At 52.8% G+C, this 25,155-nt stretch carries 24 protein-coding genes; 2 read left to right on the top strand and 22 right to left on the bottom strand.

The window, feature by feature from the left end:
- Positions 1-13: 13 nt before the first annotated feature.
- Positions 14-1,321 carry an MFS transporter gene (locus C7W93_RS03220; protein ID WP_108438724.1) on the bottom strand — a complete coding sequence of 436 codons (1,308 nt, stop codon included), beginning with the start codon at positions 1,319-1,321 and terminating at the stop codon, positions 14-16.
- A gap of 143 nt (positions 1,322-1,464) precedes the next feature.
- On the bottom strand, positions 1,465-2,964 hold the full coding sequence (locus C7W93_RS03215; protein WP_161539867.1) for a M81 family metallopeptidase: 1,500 nt from the start codon (positions 2,962-2,964) through the stop codon (positions 1,465-1,467).
- Positions 2,965-3,496: 532 nt separating this feature from the next.
- On the opposite strand from C7W93_RS03215, the gene C7W93_RS03210 reads away from it, so the two are divergent.
- A complete protein-coding gene (locus C7W93_RS03210; RefSeq protein ID WP_108438722.1) occupies positions 3,497-4,168 on the top strand; it encodes an antibiotic biosynthesis monooxygenase in 672 nt (223 codons plus the stop codon).
- A 511-nt stretch (positions 4,169-4,679) separates the two neighbouring features.
- Positions 4,680-5,216: an Lrp/AsnC family transcriptional regulator gene (locus tag C7W93_RS03200; protein WP_108438720.1), complete on the top strand. Its 537-nt coding sequence runs from the start codon at positions 4,680-4,682 to the stop codon at positions 5,214-5,216.
- Here C7W93_RS03200 and C7W93_RS03195 read toward each other — a convergent pair.
- The 20 genes from C7W93_RS03195 to C7W93_RS03100 all read right to left on the bottom strand — a co-directional run bounded on the left by C7W93_RS03195 (position 5,213) and on the right by C7W93_RS03100 (position 24,868).
- Complete coding sequence (locus tag C7W93_RS03195) at positions 5,213-5,917, bottom strand: SDR family NAD(P)-dependent oxidoreductase (RefSeq protein ID WP_108438719.1); 705 nt, start codon at positions 5,915-5,917, stop codon at positions 5,213-5,215. The two genes, C7W93_RS03200 and C7W93_RS03195, sit on opposite strands and share 4 nt — an antisense overlap.
- 27 nt (positions 5,918-5,944) lie before the next feature.
- Complete coding sequence (gene phhA / locus C7W93_RS03190; RefSeq protein WP_108438718.1) at positions 5,945-6,829, bottom strand: phenylalanine 4-monooxygenase; 885 nt, start codon at positions 6,827-6,829, stop codon at positions 5,945-5,947.
- A 15-nt stretch (positions 6,830-6,844) separates the two neighbouring features.
- The gene (locus C7W93_RS03185; protein ID WP_108438717.1) at positions 6,845-7,159 is read right to left on the bottom strand and encodes a 4a-hydroxytetrahydrobiopterin dehydratase; all 315 of its coding nucleotides are present in this window, start codon (positions 7,157-7,159) and stop codon (positions 6,845-6,847) included.
- A 9-nt stretch (positions 7,160-7,168) separates the two neighbouring features.
- Positions 7,169-8,362 carry an amino acid aminotransferase gene (locus tag C7W93_RS03180; protein ID WP_108438716.1) on the bottom strand — a complete coding sequence of 398 codons (1,194 nt, stop codon included), beginning with the start codon at positions 8,360-8,362 and terminating at the stop codon, positions 7,169-7,171.
- A gap of 24 nt (positions 8,363-8,386) precedes the next feature.
- On the bottom strand, positions 8,387-9,463 hold the full coding sequence (gene hppD / locus C7W93_RS03175) for a 4-hydroxyphenylpyruvate dioxygenase (protein ID WP_108438715.1): 1,077 nt from the start codon (positions 9,461-9,463) through the stop codon (positions 8,387-8,389).
- A gap of 259 nt (positions 9,464-9,722) precedes the next feature.
- Entirely contained in the window at positions 9,723-10,832 is a 1,110-nt protein-coding gene (locus C7W93_RS03170; RefSeq protein WP_108438714.1) for a HoxN/HupN/NixA family nickel/cobalt transporter, read from the bottom strand.
- A gap of 95 nt (positions 10,833-10,927) precedes the next feature.
- Positions 10,928-11,779, bottom strand: coding sequence for a hydrogenase nickel incorporation protein HypB (gene hypB, locus C7W93_RS03165; RefSeq protein ID WP_108438713.1), 852 nt, complete (start codon positions 11,777-11,779; stop codon positions 10,928-10,930).
- Positions 11,779-12,108, bottom strand: a complete 330-nt coding sequence (locus tag C7W93_RS03160) for a hydrogenase maturation nickel metallochaperone HypA (RefSeq protein WP_108438712.1) — start codon at positions 12,106-12,108, stop codon at positions 11,779-11,781. Before C7W93_RS03160 ends, hypB begins: the two co-directional genes overlap by 1 nt.
- Before the next feature lie 21 nt (positions 12,109-12,129).
- The gene (gene hypE / locus C7W93_RS03155) at positions 12,130-13,242 is read right to left on the bottom strand and encodes a hydrogenase expression/formation protein HypE (RefSeq protein ID WP_108438711.1); all 1,113 of its coding nucleotides are present in this window, start codon (positions 13,240-13,242) and stop codon (positions 12,130-12,132) included.
- A complete protein-coding gene (gene hypD, locus C7W93_RS03150) occupies positions 13,239-14,417 on the bottom strand; it encodes a hydrogenase formation protein HypD (RefSeq protein WP_108438710.1) in 1,179 nt (392 codons plus the stop codon). Before hypD ends, hypE begins: the two co-directional genes overlap by 4 nt.
- Positions 14,414-15,100, bottom strand: coding sequence for an SIS domain-containing protein (locus C7W93_RS03145; protein ID WP_108438709.1), 687 nt, complete (start codon positions 15,098-15,100; stop codon positions 14,414-14,416). The genes hypD and C7W93_RS03145 overlap by 4 nt, the downstream gene beginning before the upstream one ends.
- 36 nt (positions 15,101-15,136) lie before the next feature.
- Positions 15,137-15,418, bottom strand: a complete 282-nt coding sequence (locus C7W93_RS03140; protein WP_108438708.1) for a HypC/HybG/HupF family hydrogenase formation chaperone — start codon at positions 15,416-15,418, stop codon at positions 15,137-15,139.
- On the bottom strand, positions 15,409-17,865 hold the full coding sequence (hypF, locus tag C7W93_RS03135; protein ID WP_108438707.1) for a carbamoyltransferase HypF: 2,457 nt from the start codon (positions 17,863-17,865) through the stop codon (positions 15,409-15,411). Before hypF ends, C7W93_RS03140 begins: the two co-directional genes overlap by 10 nt.
- Before the next feature lie 208 nt (positions 17,866-18,073).
- The gene (locus C7W93_RS03130; RefSeq protein ID WP_108438706.1) at positions 18,074-18,616 is read right to left on the bottom strand and encodes a hydrogenase maturation protease; all 543 of its coding nucleotides are present in this window, start codon (positions 18,614-18,616) and stop codon (positions 18,074-18,076) included.
- Positions 18,613-20,019 carry a hypothetical protein gene (locus C7W93_RS03125; protein ID WP_108438705.1) on the bottom strand — a complete coding sequence of 469 codons (1,407 nt, stop codon included), beginning with the start codon at positions 20,017-20,019 and terminating at the stop codon, positions 18,613-18,615. The genes C7W93_RS03130 and C7W93_RS03125 overlap by 4 nt, the downstream gene beginning before the upstream one ends.
- The gene (locus C7W93_RS03120) at positions 20,016-20,663 is read right to left on the bottom strand and encodes a DUF6084 family protein (protein WP_201747153.1); all 648 of its coding nucleotides are present in this window, start codon (positions 20,661-20,663) and stop codon (positions 20,016-20,018) included. Before C7W93_RS03120 ends, C7W93_RS03125 begins: the two co-directional genes overlap by 4 nt.
- A complete protein-coding gene (locus tag C7W93_RS03115; RefSeq protein WP_108438704.1) occupies positions 20,656-21,297 on the bottom strand; it encodes a DUF5947 family protein in 642 nt (213 codons plus the stop codon). The genes C7W93_RS03120 and C7W93_RS03115 overlap by 8 nt, the downstream gene beginning before the upstream one ends.
- A gap of 62 nt (positions 21,298-21,359) precedes the next feature.
- Positions 21,360-21,932, bottom strand: coding sequence for a NifU family protein (locus tag C7W93_RS03110; RefSeq protein ID WP_108438703.1), 573 nt, complete (start codon positions 21,930-21,932; stop codon positions 21,360-21,362).
- Complete coding sequence (locus tag C7W93_RS03105; RefSeq protein ID WP_108438702.1) at positions 21,929-23,755, bottom strand: nickel-dependent hydrogenase large subunit; 1,827 nt, start codon at positions 23,753-23,755, stop codon at positions 21,929-21,931. Before C7W93_RS03105 ends, C7W93_RS03110 begins: the two co-directional genes overlap by 4 nt.
- A 51-nt stretch (positions 23,756-23,806) precedes the next feature.
- Positions 23,807-24,868, bottom strand: a complete 1,062-nt coding sequence (locus C7W93_RS03100; RefSeq protein ID WP_201747152.1) for a hypothetical protein — start codon at positions 24,866-24,868, stop codon at positions 23,807-23,809.
- Positions 24,869-25,155 lie beyond the last annotated feature (287 nt).

Genomic DNA, 25,155 nt, shown 5'->3' with positions numbered 1-25,155 from the left:
AGCCGTATTCAGATTAACTGCTTACAGCAGGAGCAACGGTGGCGTGTTTCTCAGAGCCGAGTTCACCCATTGCTCTGAGGCGTAAGACCAGTACGATTACCAGTATTAATGTCGCCGCCAGGAAGTACAGGCCATAACTCAAGCTGCCGGTGTATTCCTTAATCAGACCGATCCCAAATGGACCGAGATAACCGCCAAGATTCCCGATTGAATTAATGACTGCCAAGCCTGCAGCAGCGCCCGTACCCACAAGAAACTGGCTTGGCAAAGTCCACAATACGGCGGACGCTGAATACATACCAAAGCCGGTCATACACAAAAATGTCAGTTGAAGCACCAGCGAATGGGATAGCGCCGCACCGACTAAACCAGCAGCTGCAAGCAATGTGCATACGATGATATGGCCATAGCGTTCGTTATACTTATCTGAACTTCTTGGAACAATTAGCAGACCAATGACACCGAATAAAAAGGGAATCGCAGACAAGAAGCCAGTCATTAAATCGGAGGAATTAAATCCCTTAACAAGCGTTGGAAGCCATAACGAAAGTCCGTAGATTGAAAGCGGAATCGGAACATAAGCGAAGGCCAACAATAATACGCGTGGGTTTTTCAGCGCACTCAGCGGGGAATGCGATTTCTCGACGATGATACCTGCCGCATCTTTTTCAATTTCCGCTTCCAGCCATTGCGCCTCGCGCGGCTCCAGCCATTTTGCATGGGATGGCGTTTCAGGCAGCAATTTCAGTGTCGGTAACGCAAGCAAGACCGCAGGCAAGCCGCACAGAATGAATACCCATTGCCATCCATGCATGCCTAACATGCCATTCATTCCCAGTATCGCTCCGGCTAGCGGGCCGCCAACCAACGGCGCAAGTGGTTGGGCAAAAAAGAAATAACCGTATATACGACCTCTGCGGCGCTTTGGATACCAGAGTGTCAGGTAGTACAGAACACCCGGATAAAAGCCCGCTTCGGCAGCGCCCAATAGAAATCGCAGGAGATAGAAAGACGTTGGTCCCTGTATCAGCGCCATTGCCATCGTAATCGCGCCCCACGTAACAATGATGCGCGCAAACCACCTCCGTGCGCCGACTTTTACAAGAATGACATTACTAGGAAGTTCGAAAATAATATAGCCCAGGAAAAATAGTCCTGCGCCGAAGCCATAAGCGGCATCGCTGATACCGACGTCTACATTCATGTAGAGCTTGGCAAATCCTAAAATCGACCGATCAATGTACGCTATCAAATACAGCAGAACCAAAAATGGTATCAGTCGCAGCGTCACGCGTTTGTATAGTTTGTCTTCATTCATCATAGCGGTTTTCCGATCCTTGCTCGTCCACTGTTACCCTCAAAAATAGGGAATCTGTTGGCCCGATCAAGTGCGGCTTTTATCTCCATCTGTTTATTTGCGCTCGGTTTGCGAGGGTGGTTTTTTAGACTTTTTACTGCCTGTGCTTATGGCTGGGAAAGACTTTTCACTTCAATGTCACGCGGCCAAAACGGTGAAGGACGGTGTTGCCAGCGCAAGGTCGCCAGATTTGCTGAAGAGGAACCGGCGCTATCCACCAGATACCAGGAACTGCCATCCTTCAACAAATTGCGGAAATTCATCCCATTTTTTAAAACAACGATAGCGAAATCGTCTGGGTTAATTCCCACCGCGCGAAATTGTTCGTCTGCATATTCGTAGGTGCCTTTGCTAGCCACCAGAATCCGTATCCCTTGAATGCCAAGAACCACTGTCGGTCCCATATCGCCCTGCACGCCTGCCGCAGGACCGGCGGCATACGTGAATTTGCCATTGTGCACATTGCAGACTTTGGCTCTTAATTTCAACGGCGCGCCGTGACGCGGATCCGCAGAAAAGCCAAGCGCTAGTTCGACCTCAGTACCAACGCCGCTTTCAATCGCCTTAGCTACCGCGTCCGGGTCCACCATGGAGACTGCGCATTTAATGTCAGATGCATGAGTCAGCAAGGCTGCCAGGACATAGGCGGAATCCCCAGTTGAGCCAGCGCCGACGCTGTCACCGGTATCTGCCAAAACAGCAGGCTTAACATGCGCTTGAATAGCTTTTTCTATTGCGTCTTGCACCGGTAATAGCGGCAACACAAATTCATCGCGCAACGCCCATAGCTTGTCGGCAATAACACGTGCAGTCCGTTCGGCCAGCGCTTCGCTGTCATGAGCGATCGCTAGCGCGACGTTGCCCGCTGCATCGTCGTCCAGCCAAGGCTGGCAGGTGAAATAGCTCGTCGATACAACTCCATCGTTTTCGCATCCTCGTGCAAACGCCTTTAACTTTGCCAGCGGAGCATTGCCCAATGTTGAACCACCAGGGACCGGAACCAACATGTCAAGACGCACCATGCGCATGACGGGCGAAAGTGTGCCGCGCAAGGTGCGGACCAATAAATCACCAGCCCGTTGTCCGGTGGTGTAGACATCATCATGTGGATAGTTTTCGTAGCCGACCAGAATGTTCGCCGCCTGCACCATCTTCGGCGTGACATTTGCATGCAGATCGAGACTGCACGCGATAATCGGCATCGAGCCGACAACCGAACGTATTGCCTCAAGTAGCTGACCTTCGCCGTCGGTGACGCCAGGGCTAATCATCGCGCCATGCAAGGCCAGATAGAGTCCATCAAATGGCCCCTGCTCGCGAATACCCTTCAAAATGGCGTCGACCGTTTCACGATAGAAATGCGGTTCTACAGTGCCACCAGAACCACCGTGCGCCAATAAAATGGGAATTAATTTTATGCCGCCGTCAGCCTTGAGCGCATCGACACCGCCGGAAATCGCCAGCGGATTACCGTCAATCAGGTCCCAGATTGCCTCGCCTTCTGCATAAAGACCAAACTCCGGTCGACCACACACTTTGGGCGAGAAACTGTTTCCCTCAAATTCAAAGCTCACCACTGCCACCCGCTTAATCTCTGATGTATTCACTTTCGTCTCTCTTATGTCAAAATTTGTTCGCAGATGTAGCTGCCGTTTGCCGCCCGTGAAATCGACTCTTGTCACGAACCGTTTTCACTAACCTGTAAAAAATCCCGCGATTAGTTTAAATGTTGACTGAAAACCAGACTGCGGCAAACTGTGTTTCCTGAAAAGACTATTTCTAGCGAGAATCAACGGCTACTTCAATGGGTGTGATTCTTGGGCCTCTACGTTTTTATCACAAGTCATTTATACTGCCCCAGCCATTAACCAAACTAATAGCTAACATCGCACAAATCTGGGGCAACCCTTCCCTTCGAGACATTTCCTCCGCGCATCTCTATACTCACAAAATTCGTGCACCAGGCACTGCACTGGTGCAAACAATAATCTGTTTTATTTTGCATTATTGATAAATTTATGAACAAAGTTGTTAGCTTTTTGATGTTTTTCGATGTAAAAAGACAACCCGAATCAGCATCAAAAATTAAGCTCAAAATTTGAATTATCTTCAAATCGCAGAATACGTAAGGAGGCAACGATGTTTTCAGTTCTTTTTGAAGTTCATCCCAAATCAGATCAATGGGATGCCTACTTAGGCTATGCCAAGCTACTCCGCCCGGAACTGGTAAAGGTTGAGGGATTTATTGACAACATCCGTTACCGCAGCCTCACCCGCGAAGGCTGGCTGTTGTCGTTATCGGGATGGCGTGATGAGAAAGCGCTAGTTCGTTGGCGCACGCAGGCGGTGCATCACGACGTGCAAGAGAAAGGTCGTGCTGAGGTCATGCACGATTACCATCTGAGAGTCGGTCAATTGACGCAAGATACCCGGCTGCCCGATGGCTGCACGCTGCAAGAACAACGGTTGGATGAGACTGAAGTTGGTGATGCCACCACGATAGTCTTGATTGATGCCAAACGGCCGGATGAATTGGATGTGGACGCTAGCGCCGAAGATATCGCCATCTGGTTAGGGCTTCCTGCGAGCGCTCCCGGCCTTGTCGCCTGGGATGTATTTGATGCGGTGTTGTCGCCCGGCGATTTGATTCTGCTGATGTCCTGGCGAGATCAAAATGCTGCTATCGCATACGAAGCATCTGCTAATCTGCCGGACAATGCGAGACGCCGTCGTCGGGTGCGTGTGGTGCGGGATTACGGGATGTTCGAACGCCGCGAAGCACCGCAGTATTATCCCGATATTAAAAAATAATCAGGGCAAACCTAATTGCGGCGGCAACGGTTATCCAGATCGTATAAAACAATGCACTTCAAAGCAATAAAGTTTATCAACGCAAATGTCGCCGGGCGCTGGAATAAGTTCATCTACCAAGGCAGCGCCCCAACTGCCTTTTTGCAGTACCGCGCTATTGCCACCTTGTTCGAACGCCGGATCTTCCGGAAGATGATCCCCCAAGCCGATACCCTGTCCCATAGCTTTGGTAGGCCGAAAATAATCGGGGGAGAAACGAGACCAATATGGGGAGGTGGGGAGATTCTTCTATCGCAGACTTTTGACGATATTTAGCCACAATCAAAAGCGCTTTTGCGCTGACCCACCTATTTGATAGCCGACTATTGATCAGGCTTTAACGACACTGTATTCTCACGGCGAAGCCATTGAATACGGCGCTATTTGTTGCGGCATTATTTAATCTGACAATAGCGCCCTATCACACCGAGATGCGTTAATTATTGCGTTACTTTTCAAAGAGGAAAGAATTATGTCCGCACTTACCGTTGACCGGTTTGACTTGCAATTGCTCGCGGAACTGCAGCAGGATGGGCATGCGACAAATAGCGTTCTTAGCGGAAAAATACATCTTTCCACGTCGCAGGTTAGTCGTCGCGTACAGCGTCTTGAGGAAGGCGGCATTATTGATCACTATGCTGCCATTCTCGATCCTGTTGCTGTCGGTCTGCATTTGGTGGCATTTACGCACGTGACGCTAGACCGGCAAGGGGGCACATCGAGTGAAAAATTTGAACATGACATTACGAAACTGCCGGAGGTGCTTGAATGCTTTTCGCTGGCCGGTGACGCCGATTATATGCTGCGCATCGTGACCTCGGACCTGACGTCGTTTTCAGAATTCATGACGATGCATTTGTTGCGTTTACCCGGCGTAACCAATGTGAAATCAAATATAACGTTACGAAAAATCAAGCAAACAACTATCCTGCCGTTGGATCACGTCATGCAACCGACAGAAAACAAACAACGCATTCAATATTCGTCATTGTCGGAAAAGTCCGTTTAAGACTGTCCCGTCACCGGTATTGACGCGCCATAAATTGCACGTGCCGCATCGGATGCCAAAAAGGTAATCACATCGGCCAATGCTTCCGGCGCGACCCAACGGCTGGCATCGGCAGCTGGCATGGCAGAACGATTCTCCGGCGTGTCAATAATGCTCGGCAACACGCAGTTGACGTTGATATTAGATTGCCTTAGTTCTGCCGCCATTGCTTCCGTTAGGCGGATCACAGCATCTTTTGAGGCGCAATACGCCCCCATCTGCGCGACGCCCTTCTGAGCGGCATTGGCACCGACATTGATGATCTTGCCGCTTCCGCCCGCCAGCATGCCCGGCACCACGGCACGCACCATCTGCAACATGCTGCGTGCATTGATGTCGATCAGAAAATCCCAATCATCATCTGACGTTTCGTGTACCAATGAACCCATCCGAAAACCGCCTGCAATATTGCAGAGGATATCGATACGCCCGAATTGCGCGATGCCCGCCGTTACAGCCGCCTGCACCTGCTTGGGATCGAGAAGATCCGTGGGCACATATAACCGCTGCGTTCCCGGCGGCCCGAAAGCACTTTCGAGACTTTCCATTTTGCGGCCGAGAAGAACCAGGTTTGCACCTTGGCGTGCGAATGCACGGGCGACGGCCCGACCCAGATTGCCGCTTGCGCCGGTAATCACGACGGTTTGCGTGTTGAAATCCATAAAATACCTCTGAAATTTAGATGTGCGTTAGCGCTTGGCACGATGATAATTTGACGTTCCCGCTGTCAGCACTACATCCGTTGACAGGACGTCTCCCGGCTCAAATTGCGGGTGATGCTTTACTTTTTCGTAGAGCGGAGCAAAGTCGATCTTGGCCAAATCCAATAGCGTTTCCAGATGCGGAATGACGAAATAGGTCTCTTGAAAATCATCGATACGATAGCGTGTCTGCATGACGCGTTCGAGATCGAAACGCAGCCGATTGGGAGAAGGATCATCCAAACAAAAAATAGATTCGGTATACGACGAGACGATCCCCGCGCCATAAATACGCAGTCCATCAGGCTGCTCGACCAATCCAAATTCGACCGTATACCAATAAACCCTTGCCAATTGCTCTAGCATGCCAAGCTGCTTCGCCTTCAAACCACCCGCGCCGTAAGCCTGAATGTAGTCAGCAATAACTGGATTCATCAGCATCGGAACATGCCCGAAAACGTCGTGAAAGACGTCCGGCTCTTCCAGGTAATCCAGTTGATTGGGCTTGCGTATGAACTGACCTGCGGGAAAACGACGATTGGCCAGATGTTCAAAAAACACTTCGTCTGGAACCAGCCCCGGCACCGCCACCACCTCCCAACCGGTGTGCTGCATCAATACCTCACTCAAACGCCGAAAATCGGGAATCTGATCTGCGCCAATGGGCAAGGCATGCATCCCGGCGACAAACTCATCGCAGGCACGGCCGGGCAGCAGCTTGGTCTGACGTTCAAAAAGTGTCTTCCACACTGCATGTTCTTCTGCGGTGTAATTTTCCCATTGCTGATCGATGGTCCAATCGGCCCGTTCCGGCTGAGCCGGTGCGCTGACCGGGACGGATGCTTTTTCGACGTCGTTTAATTGTTGTTGCATAATGACTTCTCCGGCCTATTTGCCATCATCGCGTGATTGAAATCGCCCAAATATCTTGTCTGCATAACGCGCCAGATTGACATCCTTATAGGTAAGTCCATCGGCATCATGCGTCGTCAGTGTGACGTTGACTTTGTTGTAAACGTTGGACCATTCAGGATGATGGTCAGCTTTTTCTGCCACCAGCGCGATCTGCGTCATAAAGGCAAACGCCTCAGCGAAGTCCGCGAATACAAATTCACGCGTGATTGCGCCGCGCTTTAAGTCTTGCGCCCAGTCAGGCAGCGTAGCTAATACGTCGCTGCTTACTTCTGCTTTAGAATTACTCATCTCTTTTCCTCAATCCATTACTTGCATCATCGCTGCCGCGACGGGTGCAATCTTTTCCTGCGTCAATGCAGCCAGACAAATGCGTCCCGAACCAACCAGATAAATCGCAAATTCGTCACGTAGCCTGCGCACCTGCGCGGGATTTAGCCCGGTAAAGCTAAACATGCCCGTCTGCTTACGTAGATAATCTACTTTCTCTGCTGGCAGCTCGGCTTGCAAACGGGTGTATAAACCATCGCGCATCGATTGAACGCGGATACGCATTGCCTCTAATTCTGCTTGCCATTCGCTGCGAAGTTCGTGGCTTCCCAGTACTGTCGCAATGATCCGTGCGCCATGCGTGGGTGGGCTTGAATAGTTGCGACGGACCGCGGCTTTCAATTGACCCAATACGTTATTCGCCTGTGTTTCGTCATTGCAGAGCGCATGCAACGCACCGCAACGTTCACCGTACAGCGAGAAATTTTTGGAAAATGATCCTGCGACCAGCATCTGAATGCCTAGAGACGCAAAGTAACGGATCGCAAATGCATCGTCCTCAATCCCCTGCCCAAATCCCTGATAAGCGATGTCAAAAAACGGCAGTAATGACCGGCCTTGAATAGTCGTCGCCAGATCGCGCCACTGTTGCGGATTCAGGTCGGCCCCGGTCGGGTTATGACAGCAAGCGTGCAGCAGGACGATGCTGCCAGGAGGAATCGCTTTTAACGCGGTTTGCATGGCGTCAAAATCAACGTGCTGTGTTGCGGCGTTGTAGTAAGGATAGCTATTGACCGCGATGCCTGCCCCTGCAAAAATCGCGTGATGATTGTCCCAAGTCGGATCACTGACCCATACCTGTGCGTCGGGAAAATAAGCTGCCAGAAAGTCTGCACCGACCTTTAACGCCCCAGAACCGCCCAAGGTCTGCACGGTGGCGATGCGTTTCTCTTTCATGGCCGGATCGGCATCGCCAAACAGTAGATTGCGGACCGCGTTTCTATAGTCCACCAACCCTTCCATCGGAAGATAGGCGCGTTTGGCAGGATGCTGCAATATGCTCTGTTCAGCTTTCAGCACCGGGCCCATCAGCGGTAATTGCCCTGCTGCATTCAGATACACGCCAATACTAAGATTGATCTTTTCTGGACGTGGATCGGCCGAAAACTCTTCATTCAGCGTAAGAATTGGGTCGCCTGGATAGGCATCAACATGTTCAAACATTGGGGGCTCCTCAAAACAAATTTATTAATCAGGGTTCAGCACGCCGCGTCGTACCTGATCCCGTTCCAATGATTCGAACAGCGCTTTAAAGTTGCCTTCACCGAAGCCCTCATCGCCCTTGCGCTGGATAAATTCAAAAAATACCGGACCCAACATCGGAGCAGAAAAAATTTGTAGCAACAGACGTTTGTCGCCCTTATCCGTTGCGCCATCGAGCAAAATCCCACGGGTCTGTAAGGCGTCAACCGGTTCGCCGTGACCGGGAAGACGTCCCTCCAGCATCTCGTAATAAGATGCAGGAGGCGCAGCCATTAACGGAAAACCGGTAGCTTTTAACGCATCCAGCGTAGTAATCAGATCATCGGTAAACAAGGCAATGTGCTGAATCCCTTCGCCGCCGAATTGCATCAGAAATTCTTCGATTTGGCCTGCGCCCTTGGATGATTCTTCATTCAGCGGAATACGAATTTTGCCATCCGGGGCGGACATTGCCTTTGAAGTCAGGCCGGTATATTCGCCTTTGATATCGAAATAGCGAATCTCACGGAAATTGAATAGTCTTTCGTAAAAATCAGCCCAATGCCGCATCCGTCCGCGATATACGTTATGGGTCAAATGATCAACTAATGTCAGCCCGGCACCTTTTGGATGGGGATCAACGCCCTCAATAAATTCAAAATCGATGTCATAGATCGATTTACCTTCTTCAAAGCGATCAATCAGATACAAAGGCGCGCCGCCAATACCTTTGATCGCTGGCAGACGTAATTCCATCGGCCCAGTCGGAATATCAATCGGTTGCGCACCCAGTTCTAACGCCCGCGCATAGGCTTTATGTGCATCTTTCACGCGAAAAGCCATGCCGCAAGCCGCTGGACCATGCTCATCAGCGAAGTAAGAAGCAATGCTGTTCGGCTCGTTGTTAATAATGAAATTGATCTGCCCTTGACGATACAACAGTACATTTTTTGAACGATGCCGCGCAACCAGCGTAAAGCCCATCATCTCGAATATCGGCTCAAGTACATTTGGCGTGGGGGACGAAAATTCGACAAACTCGAATCCCATTAGACCCATAGGATTTTCAAAAAGATCGGACATGGTGTGTTCCTGGCTGGTGAAGATAAAGGGATAGAAAGCAACAATCCGACTGACGAATTGTTGACGGCATGAAAAAATTATACTGCGCGTAAAACGCACAATGTGTGCGTTATGGGGCTTAAAAATGCCATATATGCACAAATTATGTGAAATATTGAGATATTTCAGGATAAAAATGCATGATGTCGGGAGCTGACGCAAACAACTCTGCTGGGTATGCTAATTTGACGCACATCCGGATCAGCGCAGTCGCGGTAATTCACGCCCTATCTGAATGGTTTTCAGATAGTTGCGCTCTTGCAACTAAAGGTTTGAGTTCAAGGTCGTCGAATCTGCGCCAGCGATACAGCGCCGCAGACAATCCCCAGCTAAAGACAAACAGTCCGACGATGACATAGCCAATCAGGCCAAAGTTGTTGTTGAGGCTGCCCACCGTTGTCCAGAACGCCCCTGTCAGATGCAGTTTGTCGCCAAGTAGCCCAAGTGCCTCGATACCGCCCACGGCTAACGCAACGATGACGGAAACGAAAGTAATCGTCATGTTGTAGTAGAGCTTACGGATCGGTTTGATAAACGCCCATCCGTATGCACCCAGCATCAGGATACTGTCAGTGGTATCGATCAATGACATCCCTGCCGTGAACAGGGCCGGGAATATCAGAATTGACCAGATTGGCAAACCTTTCGAAGCCTCGGTTGCCGAAATCCCCAGCAGCGCTATCTCGGTAGCGGTGTCGAACCCCAATCCAAAGAGCAAGCCTAGCGGGTACATATGCCAGCTTTTGCTGATGATCTTAAACATCCGCCGGAAGATCCGCGCAAGGAAGCCACGATTTGCCAGCAGTAAATTGAAATCCTCCTCAACGTAGGGTTGCCCTGCCCGGACGCGTTGGAATGCCCGATAAATCGCATGCAGCACGATCAGATTGATCAATGCAATGATGAGCAAAAAGATCGCGGAGACTGTCGTCCCGATCATGCCGCCAATTTCCTTGACGGCATCCATCTGCTGCTTGAGTACCAAAGCGGTGACCGCAATCGCGACGCAGGCCAGAATCACGACTGTCGAATGCCCCAACGAAAACATAAAGCCGACTGCAACGGGTCGTTTGCCTTCCTGCATCAGCTTACGGGTCACGTTGTCTATCGCGGCGATATGGTCGGCGTCCACGGCATGTCTTAGGCCAAAGCTATATGCCAGAAATGCAGTGCCCATCAATAATGGATAGTCGCGGAAGGCAATGAAAGCCCATGCCCATGCGCCGAAATTTAGCACCAGCAAAAGAGCGTACATGCCGATGACTTTCCCTTTTACATCGGCCGATGCATCGTTAAGTAACTTAACCACCGCCGGAAGTAAACGGCCCATCACGGCCTCCGTAATTTTTATTATGTAAGTAGGAAAACTTCAATCATCTGCTTAAATCAACGTTAAGACGGCCAGTTAATTACTGTATTGCATCGTCATTGCACAGCTCCTGTTGTCACGCTAACGCGGCTGTGCAGCCAGTCATACCAGCCAGCCATGCCCTCCCCGGTTTGGGCCGATAACTGAAATACTTCAAGCGCCGGATTCACCTGTCGGGCGTAGGCAATGCAGCGCGCCACATCGAACCGAAGATAAGGTAAAAGATCAATCTTATTGAGCAGCATTACCTGACTAGCCCGGAACATATGCGGATATTTGATCGGTTTATCTTCACCTTCGGTCACCGACAAAATGACCACCTTTGCCTGTTCGCCCAGATCGAACAGCGCCGGACATACTAAATTACCGACGTTTTCTATCATTACTATTGCGCCCGGGGGAGGATTCAGTTCTTGCAAACCGTGCGCCAGCATCTCTGCGTCAAGATGACAGCCAGTCCCGGTATTGATCTGAATCGTCGGACAGCCGGTAGCGCGCAGGCGTTCAGCATCATTACTAGTCGCCTGATCCCCTTCGATAACATGCAGCGAAAACTCACCATTCAGATCGCGTAGCGTGCGTTCAAGCAGCGTCGTTTTTCCTGACCCCGGTGAGCTGACAAGATTCAGCGCCAGAATTCCACGTCCGGCAAACCAACCGCGATTACGCTCTGCGATAAGGCGATTTTTGGCGAGAATATCTTGTTCCAGACTAACAATGGTGCTGTGTTCGTGAGAATGTGGGTGCACGTGCGAATGCGGCCCGGTATGCAAGTGCCCATGCGCAGGCACAGCGACATACGCATGTCCATGATCTTGCGCCGTTTGATGCAAAGCCCGCTGTTCACCGGATGCCGCGTCGGTAATCGTTACACCATCCGTGTCAGAGCATCCGCAGGTTGTACACATCACACCACCTCCATTTCTTTGATCCTGAGCCCTTCACCGGCAATGCAATCAATCTCAATCGAACCACAGTCGCAACGCACCAGAAAGTCATGCATCTCCATTTCACGCAGACATGCGCGGCAACGGCCTCGCCCAGCAACGTCAACGATGTCCAGCGTTGCACCCTTTAGCGCAGTGCCCTCCGTACATACATCAAAACAGAATCGAATCGCCTCCGGCATGATCGCGGTGAGATGGCCGATTTCCAACGTCACCCTCAGCACTTTTGCACCCGCCGCACGCTCGGCGCAGATTTCCACGATGCTCTGGGTGATGCCTAGTTCGTGCATGGCAATGCTCCGCAATGACAGTCAACAGATACGCGGCAACTGTTCGCCGACTAACATATCGACGATACGTTCGCCGCCAAATAATGTCACCAATAACACAGTGCCTTGCGGTGCAGCGATCACTTCGCCCAACATTGCCGCATCGCGTCCCGCCGGATGGTTGCGCATGGCCGCCAATACTGCATCGGCGCTACCACGCGGCACCACCGCCACCAATTTGCCTTCGTTCGCCATATATAACGGATCAAGCCCCAGTATTTCGCACACGCCCTTGACTTGCTCCCGCACCGGCAGCCGACTTTCTTCAAAGCGGATGCAGACCGATGCCGACTCCGCGATCTCTTTCAAGACCGTCGCCACACCGCCTCGCGTGGCATCGCGCAAGCAATGTATATCCGGGCAGGCCGCCAACATCGCTGCGATTAAGCTGTTCAGGGGTTGGCAGTCGCTTTCGATGGACGTGTCCAATGCCAAATCCTGGCGCACAGCCAGAATGGCGGCGCCATGATCGCCGATGGTGCCATTGACCAGCACAATATCGCCGGGTTGGGCGCGACGTGAGTTGATATTTGTCCCCTGCGGGATGACCCCGATACCGGCAGTATTAATGAATAATTTGTCGGCTGCGCCACGATGCACGACCTTGGTATCGCCGGTGACGATTGCTACTCCTGCTGCCGCTGCGGCGCTGGCCATTGAACGCGCCACCCGACGCAGCGTGTCGATATTCAGGCCTTCTTCCAGAATTACCCCGCAACTCAAATACAAAGGTCGCGCCCCGCTGACAGCAAGATCATTGACAGTGCCGTTGACGGCCAGCGTACCGATATCACCGCCGGGGAAGAATAATGGATCGACTACATAGGAGTCAGTCGTGAAAGCCAGCCGATCTCCATGCGCAAGCAAGCCGCTTAACGCAAAACGCGCCTGATCTTCCAGTGGGGCCAGCGCCGGATTATCGAAGCAAGAGACGAATACATCCTCGATCAAATCGCGCATCGCCTTGCCACCGCTGCCGTGCGATAACGTGATACGGGTATCGCGTAGCCTGCTGGAGCGGCAAAAAAATGGCGTCGTGCCCGTTGCGTCTAGCGCGGCCTCTGCCAAACGCGTCGGTTCAATTGGGTCGTTCATACATTCGCCTTTGCCACTTCTGGCGATTCGGGTTCGTCGGCACGTCTGCGGATTAAGCGAGCGACTTCCACGCCGCCATAGTTATAGACGGCTGCGCAAGCACCTTCTGACGACACCATTAGCGCGCCCAACGGCGTTTCCGGTTTGCAGGCGCGTCCGAAAACTTTGCATTCCCACGGTTTGATGACACCCTTTAGCACCTCGCCGCATTGGCAAGACTTGGGGTCGGCGATCTTCAGATTCGGCACCGAAAATCTACGCTCCGCATCGAAACGCGCATAGCGCTCGCGCATGCGTACGCCGGAATGGTCGATAGAACCCAGTCCGCGCCATTCAAAAAACTCGCGCAGTTCATAAACCTGATTTACCGCCGCCAACGCCGGATGGTTGCCGTCCTCGGGAACGATGCGCTGATATTGATTTTCTACTTCGCAACGACCTTCAGCCAATTGTTTAAGTACCATCCATACCGATTGCAAGATATCCAGCGGTTCAAAACCGGCGATCACAATCGGCTTGCGATAGTGTTGGGCGATAAAGGCATACGGACGACTCCCAATCACCATACTGACGTGTCCCGGCCCCAAAAATCCATCCAGCGTCAATTCGGGCGAATCCAGAATCGCTTTAATAGTAGGAATGATGGTGATGTGATTGCAGAACAGCGAGAAATTTTTAAGCCCCTCGCGCTCTGCTTGCAACACCGTCAGCGCGGTACTTGGCATCGTCGTTTCAAAGCCAAGCCCGAAGAAAATTACCTCTCGATCCGGATGCTCGCGCGCCAGCTTTAACGCGTCTATCGGTGAATACACCATCCGCACATCCGCGCCATCGGCCTTGGCCTGCAATAGGTTTTTCTCGGAACCGGGCACCCGCATGGCATCGCCGAACGTCGTCAATATCACCTGCGGATGCTGTGCCAGTGCAATGCAATCGTCGATCCGCCCCATCGGCAGCACGCAGACCGGGCATCCCGGTCCATGGATAAATTCGATGGCGTCCGGCAGCATCGTCTCTACACCATACTTGAATATCGAGTGCGTATGACCGCCGCAAACCTCCATCAATTTCAATGGCCGCCGTTGGCAAACATCGATTTTTTTGATCAGCTGCGTGATCTCATCGAGCAGAATTTTGGCTTTGATCGGATCACGGAATTCATCGACATATTTCATGGCTGCGCCCCCTTGGCAAGGCCGCCGCGCTCATCTGCCAGCAGTGTATGCACCAAATCCCAGAGGATATGGTAGATGGCAACATGGGTTTCCTGAATTCGATGGATGCTGTCAGTGCGCACCGTCAGGCAGTAATCCACATCGCGGCTGATGGCCATTCGTCCGCCATCCATCCCGGCCAGTCCAATCGTGGTCATGCCCATTTCTTTGGCCCTAATGAAAGCAGCCAGCAGATTAGCCGAATTGCCGCTGGTAGAAACACCGATTACGGTATCGTCACGGCGGCCCAACGCAATGATCTGGCGCACGAAAATATGGTTATAGCCGACATCATTCCCGACCGCAGTCATCATCGCTGTATCGGCGACCAGATTGATGGCCGCCAGCGCTGGCCGTCCGGCGGTGACCGGGTGTAAAAATTCTACCGCGATATGCGCCGCGTCACAGCTAGAGCCGCCGTTGCCCATGGTGTATAAGCGTCCGCCTTGCAAATAAGTGCGCGCAATCGCCCGCGCCACTGCCACCACCTGCGTGCCATTTTCCTCAAAGAAGCGATATTTGGTGTCGATACTGTGCGCTGCCTTTTGCTTGACCGATTCCAGCAATGCCGTATCCAGTCCTTGCACATCATGCTTGGCGCCGTGCAAGAACGGATATAAGGATTTAAGCGCTTCATCGGACATCACAATTCTCCTTTTTAGCTAGCGAGGGGTATGCATCTACTGCATCCCGCTAACCTGCATAGCTTGCATTTCCAGCTGCATTTCGCCCAATTCATTGAGCAACGCCAGCGTCTTGGCCGCCTCAATTTCATCGATACGACTCATGGCGAAACCGACATGCACCAATACCCAGTCGCCAACGCATTCTGACGCCGGATGCGTATCATCGACCACGCATACAATATTGATCGTCCGCCGCACGCCTGCGATCTGGACGGTCGCCAGATAGTTTTCGGCATCGATGATCTCCACGATCTGGCCCGGGATACCTAAGCACATGGCTTGCCTCCGTTGTGCATCCTATGAGAAACGTCAATCGCCCGAGCCGCTGCAATTGCTGCCTGCCCCAGCGATAAGCCGCCATCGTTAGCGGGAACCTGCTGCTGGCTAAGGACCGTAAATCCATGTACCCGAAGTCCAAGCGCAACTTGTTCAAACAGGATGCGGTTTTGAAATACGCCGCCGGAAAGGGCAACCGTAGTCGGCCCAACCGACCGGGGACCGACCGATGCAGCGCATCGTCGTGCCGTATCCACGACGGCCTTTGCTAACCCAAAGTGAAAACGTGCCGCGATAATTCCTGCCGCCGTGTGATCGGCAAGATCGCGCAGCAGCGCTTGCCACATCGACGCAGGGTCGATTTCCATGATTGCTTCGCCATCGCCATCGCCATCGCCAGTCAGGGCAAAGGGATAGGCCGCAGCATTGTCTGCCCATTGCCGCGCTACGTTGGTTGCCAACCCTTCCAGCGCAATGGCAGCTTGCCCTTCGTAGCTGGTTCGCTCGCGACAGACGTCTATCGCGCCCGCGACTGCATCGAATAATCTTCCGCAGGAACTGGCAACAGGACAATTGATTCCGTGCGCCAGCATGGCGTCTAAAGTTGCTAGCGGCTTACTTTCCATAAATCGCGTTAATGCCAGATCGCCGTAAGTATCGCGGATTGCTGGCCAGCCAATTGCCACCGCCAAATGCGCGTAGGTACAACGCCAAGGCTCGTGCATCGCCTTTTCGCCACCGATCAACGCTATCGGCTTGAAGCGTGCCAATCGACGGAAAGCGCGATAGTCGGCCAGCAGAAATTCACCGCCCCAGAGTTCGTTTTCTTCGCCCATTCCCATCCCGTCGAGCACGATTCCCAGCACCGGCGGTGCATTCAGTGCTTGCCCGTTTTCTGCAAGGCAACTTGCGACATGGGCGTGATGATGCTGAATCCATGCGATGGGTAAACCATCTTGCTCAGCCAATCTCAGGCCGCGTCTGGTCGAGGCATAATCCGGATGGTTATCGACGGCGATCATTTTTGGTCCGTGCTCGTACAAATGTCGAAACAGCGCCAAATTGCGCCCATAGTCGCGTTGCGTGGCGGCATCCTCCAGATCGCCTTGATGCGGCGAGAGGATTGCTTGTCCTTCTGCAATCAGACAAAACGTGTTTTTTAGCGCTCCGCCCATCGCCAAAATCGGCGGCGCTGCTTTAAATCCGGGCGGCAACGGCAGCGGTGCTGGCGCATAGCCACGCGCCCGACGCAGTAAATGCGGCGTACCGTCCATGAATCGCACGACAGAATCATCGAGCCGATTAACGATATCGCGATCATGCAGCAACAAGTAATCGGCGATCCCGGCCAGTCGCTGTTGCGCATCCTGATTGGTCGTGCATTGCGGCTCGTCACTCAAATTGCCGCTGCTAAGTACGATTGGCCGGTCCAGCCCATCCATCAATAAGTGATGCAGCGGCGTGTAGGGCAACATAAACCCTAACGTAGTCAGTCCCGGCGCAATCGCCTCTGGCAGACTATTGACATTGTGCAATGCGTCGCATAGTACGATGGGCGCAGCGGGACTTGCCAGCAACTTCCGCTCTCCTGCCGAAAGCTTGCAATAATTTTCTACCATAGCGAGATCGCGGGCCATCAGCGCAAACGCTTTATGGTCGCGGTGTTTACGTTTACGCAGACGCGACACCGCCTCAGCATTGGTCGCATCGCAGGCCAGATGAAAGCCGCCCAAGCCTTTGATCGCGACGATTTGTCCTTCCAGCAGCAAATGCTGCACACAACCGATAGCATCTTCGCCCGCTTCGGGCAGCACGATTGAACCGTCGTTTGTGACTAGCCAGACCCTAGGACCACATTGCGGACAAGCGATGGGTTGCGCGTGAAAGCGACGATTCAATGGATCGGTATATTCTGCACGGCAGTCTGCGCACATCGCGAATTCGCCCATGCTGGTATTGTCGCGGTCATACGGAATCGCTTGCACGATGGATAGTCGCGGGCCGCAATGGGTGCAATTGGTGAACGGATAGCGATAGCGCCGTTGCGCAGGATTAAAGGTCTCATCAATGCATGCCGCACAAGCCGCCGCATCCGGTACTATCCCGGTACGAATCCTGCCCCTGCTGCTGGCGGTGATGCGAAACGGTCCGGCAGGCGCAATCCCGGTTAGTCGCCGCCGTTCCAGCGCGACGATGTGCGCTAACGGTGGTGCTTCTGTGCTAATACGTTGCACAAATTGATTGAGCATCGCCTGCTCACCCCAAGCATGGATGAGAACGCCATCGCTATCGTTGTGTACCTCACCAACCAGATTGCATTCGCACGCCAGACGCCACACGTTCGGGCGAAAGCCGACGCCCTGCACCAGGCCGCGAACCCGTATTTCTTCGCCTGCCGTCTGTGTTTTCGTCATCCGATCTTCAACCGGGTGAAGCGCCGATCCCATTTGCGTCTCCTGACATCGCTGTCTGGCTATTCAATGCGTTGCGGTTTTTTAGTCATTTATAGCGCTAACCCAGACTCACATATTGCGAATTTTGATGTAGCGTTTGATATCCTTCAAATTCGCTGTCACCGCGACGATGACCAGCGGCAATACGAAAAAACGAAAAAAGCCTTTCATGGTGGCCTCCTGAAAATTAACTATGAAGTTTCTATGTCATTACCACACGCTCGGCCTCATCTTTAGCCGCTGCATCCAATAATGAGTCGATCAACGTGATCGCCTGTTCCACTGATGCCGCAACGGTCGCGCTCAAACCGATCCGGCCCTCCTGATCGGACTCTGTCCCAAAACTTTCCGGCTCGCAGCCGACCAGCAAGACACGGTGGCAAGTTCCACCTAGCAAGCCGACTGTTTGCAGCACTTTGTCTGGCTGCATTTCATGCGGTGAAAGCAACAATGACGGCGGCCCTGATTGTCGCGATGCCTGTGCTTCATCACTTTGTAGCGAAGCCGATGCGTCGAGCAAATACAAGCTGCCCGGCGCGCCGCCACGCTGGGTGGCATCCACCAAAATCGCCAATGCTATGTCTTCAAGTAGCGCGTAAGTCAGATCGATACCGCAGATGCCAAAATCCTGAATGCGTACATCCTGCCGCTCGGAACGACCACGCATGCGCTGCACGACTTCGATACCGAAGGCGTCGTCGCCCAGAAATAAGTTGCCGATACCTGCGACCAGAATGCGACTCATGTGTTTGCTCCTTCTGATGCGATGGGCTCGACTTCTTCCGGTCCAAAAAAGAAACGATGACCAGGCATGCGCGCCAAGCCTAAATCGCGTCCCGGGTCGTCATCGAGCGTGATCGCGATGTGTATCCGGTCCTCAAAATCCCGTTCGAGCGACTCAATAGTCGCAATTTTTCCTGCCAGCGCCAGGTCGAATATGTCGGCGTTTCCCCGTGGCCGCAGCCGGACTTGATCGCCTACCCGCAAATCTCTGCCGTTGACGCGTAAAAAAGCCAGACGCGGTTTGTTGTCGATCTCTTCCCACGGCGCGCCGATAGTCTGGCTAGACTCCTCCATTGCCGGGAAAGCGCCGGGTCCGCGTAACGTGCCATGCAATTGCTGTAACTGTTGCGGCGTGAGTTTTTCGGTCCGTTCTAGCAAGGCTCTTGAGCGCTCATCCACGGCTGCCATTTCGGCCTTTTCCTGATCGGTCATGGTCAGAATCCGCAAGGTCAGAATTTCATCAATTTCAGTGCCATCGAAAAGGTCGCCGGGACTTTCAGGAGCGACTTGCGGGTAATCGTAAAGAATGATCGGCGAAGCCAGCATCGTGTCGAACGATCCTTCATCGCCCACCAATACCGGCCAGACGCCATGATTTTTACATTCGGCTACCTTCCTAGCGAAAGCCGCCGGAGGATCAATGGACGACACGAACTGACCATCCGTTACGCTGAGAATCAAATGACACGACACCAGCGCCTGTAGCGTAGCAGCGTCGCGGCTGATGTTGCAGGCATTCGGTAAAGGCGTGTTATTACGGAGAATGACGGTGATCTGATAGAGGTTTTCGGCGATCAGTTCGGCATGTATTTCTACTTCGCCATTGATGCAACGACGCGTGCGCACCAACACGCCCGCCATCTCGCCGTGCGCATTGCGCAGCGGTTCCCATTCGCGCTGTCCTGCCAGAGTGAACGATGTTATCCGCTGCGTTAAACCGGATGCATTTACGTCCCGGATGGCGAGCGGATCAACTGCGATCTGCTGCTCAATCGCCTCCTGCCATGCATAAAAGCGCTTGCCGTCTATCGTCAATATTTCGACAGCACGATACGATGGTAAATCGGGCGACGTTTGGTTCGGTTCCGCTGCTAGGGGCGGCGTTAATTCTCCAGCTTCGCGTTCGATTAAATGGAGAAAGCCCGGCGTCACAATTAGCACGGTGTCCGGGCCGCCTTGCAGTAAACACTGGGTCTGGATCATCCAGGATTCAGCACCGCCATTTGCGATGTTATAAGCGTGCGGATAAACGCCGCCGAAAGTCCAGCGTTGGCGATTTTTTACCGACGAAGCGCGGTAGGGATAGAGCATGTAGCCTTCGTACAGCACAGCGTTGACAATGCTATTGATGGATGCGGCGTTCATGGCAGATTCTCCTCAACGCCGTCCAGCAAACTTTCCACTGCTTGCTCCCAGGATGACAACCCATGCTGGCGCTTGTACTGATAGAGACGGTCGAACTGGTTACGGTCCAGACGCAACCATGCGCTGTTGGGATAATAGTGATCCATCATTTCTTGCCATACCGGCACGGGCAGCGAAAATTGCGCTTCTTTACTCCAGGCAATCCGGCTGATTTGTAAGCCGGTATTTTCATCGCGATAAAAAATCGTCCCACTGAATTGAAACAGCAACGGGACTTTGCCGTCTTCAAGCGCGTAAAAAAACTTAACTGCGGCGGCATTGAAATCGTAGCTGCAAGGCACCGGCATATCGACTACGCAATCATTCTGAAACCTGGGCACCAGCAAGCCGACATGCGTCCACAGCAGGGAATGGATTTTTTGACTGGCACTGTTCGGATCGCCAAATAATTCGCGCAAGCGTTCCTGTTCAGCGGGCTGATAGCGCCGCCGTGGGGCTTCAATCTGAATTTGACATTGCAAAATCACGTTCGCGATATCGTCGCCCGCTATCGCGCTGGCGATATGTAACTTGAAATTGAGCATGGGCGCCGCTGCGCAACGGACACTCTCGACACTTTCTACCTGAAAAGAGAGATCAGGCATGGAAACTCCTCTCCGGCGCGGCGGCATTAGCGTGAAGACCAACAAAAAATCTGTGAATGGCGGCCCATGCCTCGGTGCCGCCGGTCAGGCCATGCCAATGTGTGCGGATAATGCCGGTCAACGCATAGCATTGATCAATCGGCACCCGGTAATAGTCGCGGGCACCGTGGGCACGATTGATTAAAAGCGCCTCGACATCTGGCGCTAATGCCGCCAACACAGGGCTTTCAGCTTGCAGTTCTTCCCATGCCGACAGATCGAGCGAAGATTCGGTGGTGCCAGCCGGACCGGGGTATAACGCGACCACTCTCGACAGTGGCGTGCTTTTGAAAAAGAAGGCAATATCGATGGGAATTTGTAATGTATCCCATTGCGCATCGGTCAGCACGAAATCGGCGTCGGTCAATTGCTGGCTACGCGTCGGGATCAGACGATAGTTATTTTCGGCTCCGTTACCGAACAGCACCGCACAGGCGTGACAGCAGCAGAGCAAGCGCCGCTCCGATATTTGCATCAGGTGCCGATGATCTGCGCGAATCACGGCGCTGCACATTTCGCAGCGCTGCTCAGGTTCTGCGCCATGGGTGAACCGCCGTAGTCCGGCTATCCATCCTTCAGATCGTACTGGCGACATGGCGCTTCACCCTTCCTCTCTAGCAGAAAGCCTACTTGCGGGCAACCGTGTCCGGACAGGTTTTAGCGGTGAGTTCCCTCATGATTTCCGCGCAGGACTGAGGCCGGTACAAATTTCATTTCATGCACATCGCTGTCGATAGCGGGCAGATTCTCGATGTCAATCGTGGCGACCTCCGGCGCTCTCGCAAAAATCGCTGCTTCAATATCGCTTTGAATCCGGGAAGCGGCACCGTTTTTACCGTGCCATTTGCCGGAAAGTCGCAGCCTTACTGCGGCTTCGTCTATCGCAATCACGTCAATTTTCAAGCCCTGCACACCTAATCCGCCGCGTAATCCGTCGACGGCTAGCCCTACACGTGCCGTCAAATCATGCGGATGCAGACCGTGCAGCAGCAGCAAGGCGGCAACGCTATCGTCAAATGCCAGCTTGTCCAGCATCGCTTTCCCGGCACCGTTAGCGCCAGTGTCGGCGACAATATCGAGGATGCGCGATAGCCCTTCGCCGTGCAGATCCAGAATTTCCTGCACCAACTGGCGCGCGCAATCGCGGGCCTCTGAATCCGTCAGCGATTCAAGCGTCATAATCAATTCACCGATGCGATCCTGGCCACTGCGCACTGCAATGGCGCTCACTTGTGCTCCCCACGCGGCACGCCGAAGCTAGGTGAATGCGTTACATCAATCGACTTTCCGTCTCCGACATACATATGAACACCGCATGGCAAGCACGGATCGAAGCTGCGCACGGCGCGCATGATATCGATGCCTTTGAATTTATCAGGTCCGTTTTCTTCAAAAATAGGCGTGTTCTGGACCGCGTCTTCATACGGGCCGGGCGTGCCGTAGATGTCGCGTGGATTAGCATTCCATGGCGTTGGTGGATACGGATGATAGTTGGCAATTTTGCCGTCCCGAATGACCAGATGATGCGACAAGACGCCGCGCACCGCTTCATGAAAACCGCAGCCGATGGCCTCGTCGGGGACGTTGAACTCGGTAAAAGTTCTGGTGCGTCCGGCGTGCAATTCGGCCATGGCTTGTTCGGCGAAATAGAGCGCGCAGCAGGCGGCATAAGCCTGGAAATAAGTGCGTGCCCGATCCCGCTCGATGGCATTGCTCCATTTGGGGATTTTCCACTCTAGCTCGACTTCGGGCTTGAGAGCGGTTCTGGGCAGATACATTTTCACACTATGCCCGGTTGATTTCACATAGCCGATATCGACTAAACCAGCCAGCGCCGTCGACCATAAACGCGCAATCGGACCGCCGCCAGTATCAAGCGCCAGATGATCGCCAGTACGTTTGTCTAACCAGCGTGGTGACATGACCCAGGTGTAATTACCGTCGAAGTTTCGCTTTTGCGGACGGGGAATCGTGGTTTGATTCCATGGATGTTTGCGGTCTACCGGATTACCTAGCGGATCATGCGTAACAAACATTTCCTGATTGTCCCAGTCGCTGTAATAAGAGCTGCCGAGCAGAATACGAATATTCAGATTGATGTCTACCAGATCTGTCGTGACCAATTGACCATCGACGACTACCCCGGGCGTGACATACATTGCACGCCCCCATTTGGTCATCGTCCGATAATCATAGTCACATTCTTTCGGATCTTGGAACGAGCCCCAGCAACCCAACAAAATACGCCGCCTGCCAACTTCTTCATAGCCGGGTAATGCTTCATAGAAAAAATCAAACAGATCGTCATGCAGCGGGACGACTTTTTTCATGAACTCGACATAGCGCATTAACCGTGTCAGATAGTCGGTAAACAACTGGATCGATGGCACGGTGCCGACGCCGCCCGGATACAGTGTCGATGGATGGACATGGCGGCCTTCCATCAGGCAGAACATTTCGCGGGTGTAGCGCGAAACTTGCAACGTTTCGCGATAAAACTCGCCAGTAAAGGGGTTGAGCGCGGTCATGATGTCTGCGATTGTGCGATAGCCATGCTCCTTGAAATGCGGCGCTTCCTTGGTCTTGGCTTTCTCCCATACGCTGGGATTGGTTTCCCGCACCATTTGCTCACAGAAATCGACGCCGACCAAATTGTCCTGAAAGATATTGTGGTCGAACATGTATTCAGCGGCTTCGCCAAGATTGACGATCCATTCAGCGATTGGCGGCGGTTTTACGCCATAGGCCATATTTTGCGCATACACCGAACAAGTAGCGTGATTATCGCCGCAAATACCGCAGATTCGGCTGGTGATAAAGTGCGAATCGCGCGGATCTTTGCCTTTCATGAAAATGCTGTAACCGCGAAATATCGACGAGGTGCTGTAGCACTCGGCGACGCGGCGATTTTCAAAATCAATCTTGGTGTAGATGCCCAGGCTGCCGACGATGCGCGTGATCGGGTCCCAGTTCATCTCGATCAGCTTGCCGGGCTTTGTTACAGGCTGCGTGGAGGCACCGGGCGTCACGCCCTCTTTGGTGCTGATGGCCATGTTCTGACTCCTCGTAAGTCGTCTATCTTGCTCACGTCCCTGTCGCTATTTTTATGGCTGGTGATAACCGGTGGTAAGTTCGTCCCGGTTATGCCGCCATTTTGGTTCTTTATTAAGGGTGGAATTAGTGAAGCCGCGTAGTTTGCGGATCCAGCTGCCGTGGATCTGCACCGCCTTGGTGGAAATCAATGCACCGGGAGGTTCATCCATGAACGGCATGAATTTATCGGGAAAACCCGGCATAGTGCAGCCGATGCAAATGCCGCCCACATTTGGACAACCGCCGATACCCGCCATCCAGCCGCGTTTAGGCACGTTGCATTGGACCACCGGCCCCCAGCAACCGAGCTTCACGATGCAATTTGGACTGCCGTATTCGTCGGCGAAAATCGCTTGCTCATAACTACTGCCGCGGTCACAGCCATCATGCACGGTGCGCGTGAACAACCATTTTGGTCGCCCGACTTCATCTAACGGAATCATCGGGGCCAGACCGGCTAATTGGTACAGCAGATAAAGCAATGTTTCCATGAAATTGTCGGGCTGCACGGGGCAACCGGGCACGTTGACAACAGGCAAGCCAGCGCGTGACTTCCACTCCCATCCAAGGTAATCATTCAGCCCCATGCAGCCGGTTGGATTGCCTTGCATTGCATGGATACCGCCATATGTCGCGCAGGTTCCGGCACCAACAACTGCAAGCGCTTTCGGTGCCAGACGGTCGATCCATTCCGTGGTTTTAATTGGCTGTTTGGTGACTGGGTCTTCGCCTTGCGCCGCCCAATACCCTTCGCCGCTGATGTTTTCATTCGGGATCGAACCTTCGACCACGAGCACGAAATTGTCGAGTTTGCCGTTAGCAGCCTGATGGAATATGGCTTGGAATTCATCGCCATTTTCGTAAGCGAGAACGGGGTTATGCAGGTGAACTTTGGGTAATCCGGGAATAGCACCCAAGATGACGTCTTCGATACTAGGTTGCGTCGCTGCGGTGATCGACACCGAGTCGCCATCACAACCAAGTCCTGCTGTCATCCAAAGAATGTGCACTTCCTTAAGATCGGGAGCGCGCTGGGTTTTACGTCCATAGGGAACCTCGGGCGTGGCTGACATGATGTTGACTCCTCTGCTGACGCTAAAACTTCCAATTGGAATGTTCTGCAACAGATTTCGGCACGACAACCATTGTGTGTAATCGACCTACGCATCAGCGACCCGAAATGAAAACCAACCTGTTGTATGGCGAGTTTCCCAAGCGCTATTCTTATTTATTCTGTAAAAGAAGATGCTGCCGAAGTAAGTGATTTGCCAAGACTTTCGTCTTGATTAAATATATAAAATTTTTTTCACGCATTCAAGGATTACTTAGGAGAGACTTAACGCAGATATGCTGAAGCCTT

Origin of the sequence: Glaciimonas sp. PCH181 (assembly GCF_003056055.1) — a bacterium.
GTDB lineage: Bacteria > Pseudomonadota > Gammaproteobacteria > Burkholderiales > Burkholderiaceae_D > Glaciimonas.
Note: the sequence above shows the minus strand (reverse complement) of the source record. Positions and strands in the feature narration are given on the sequence as shown.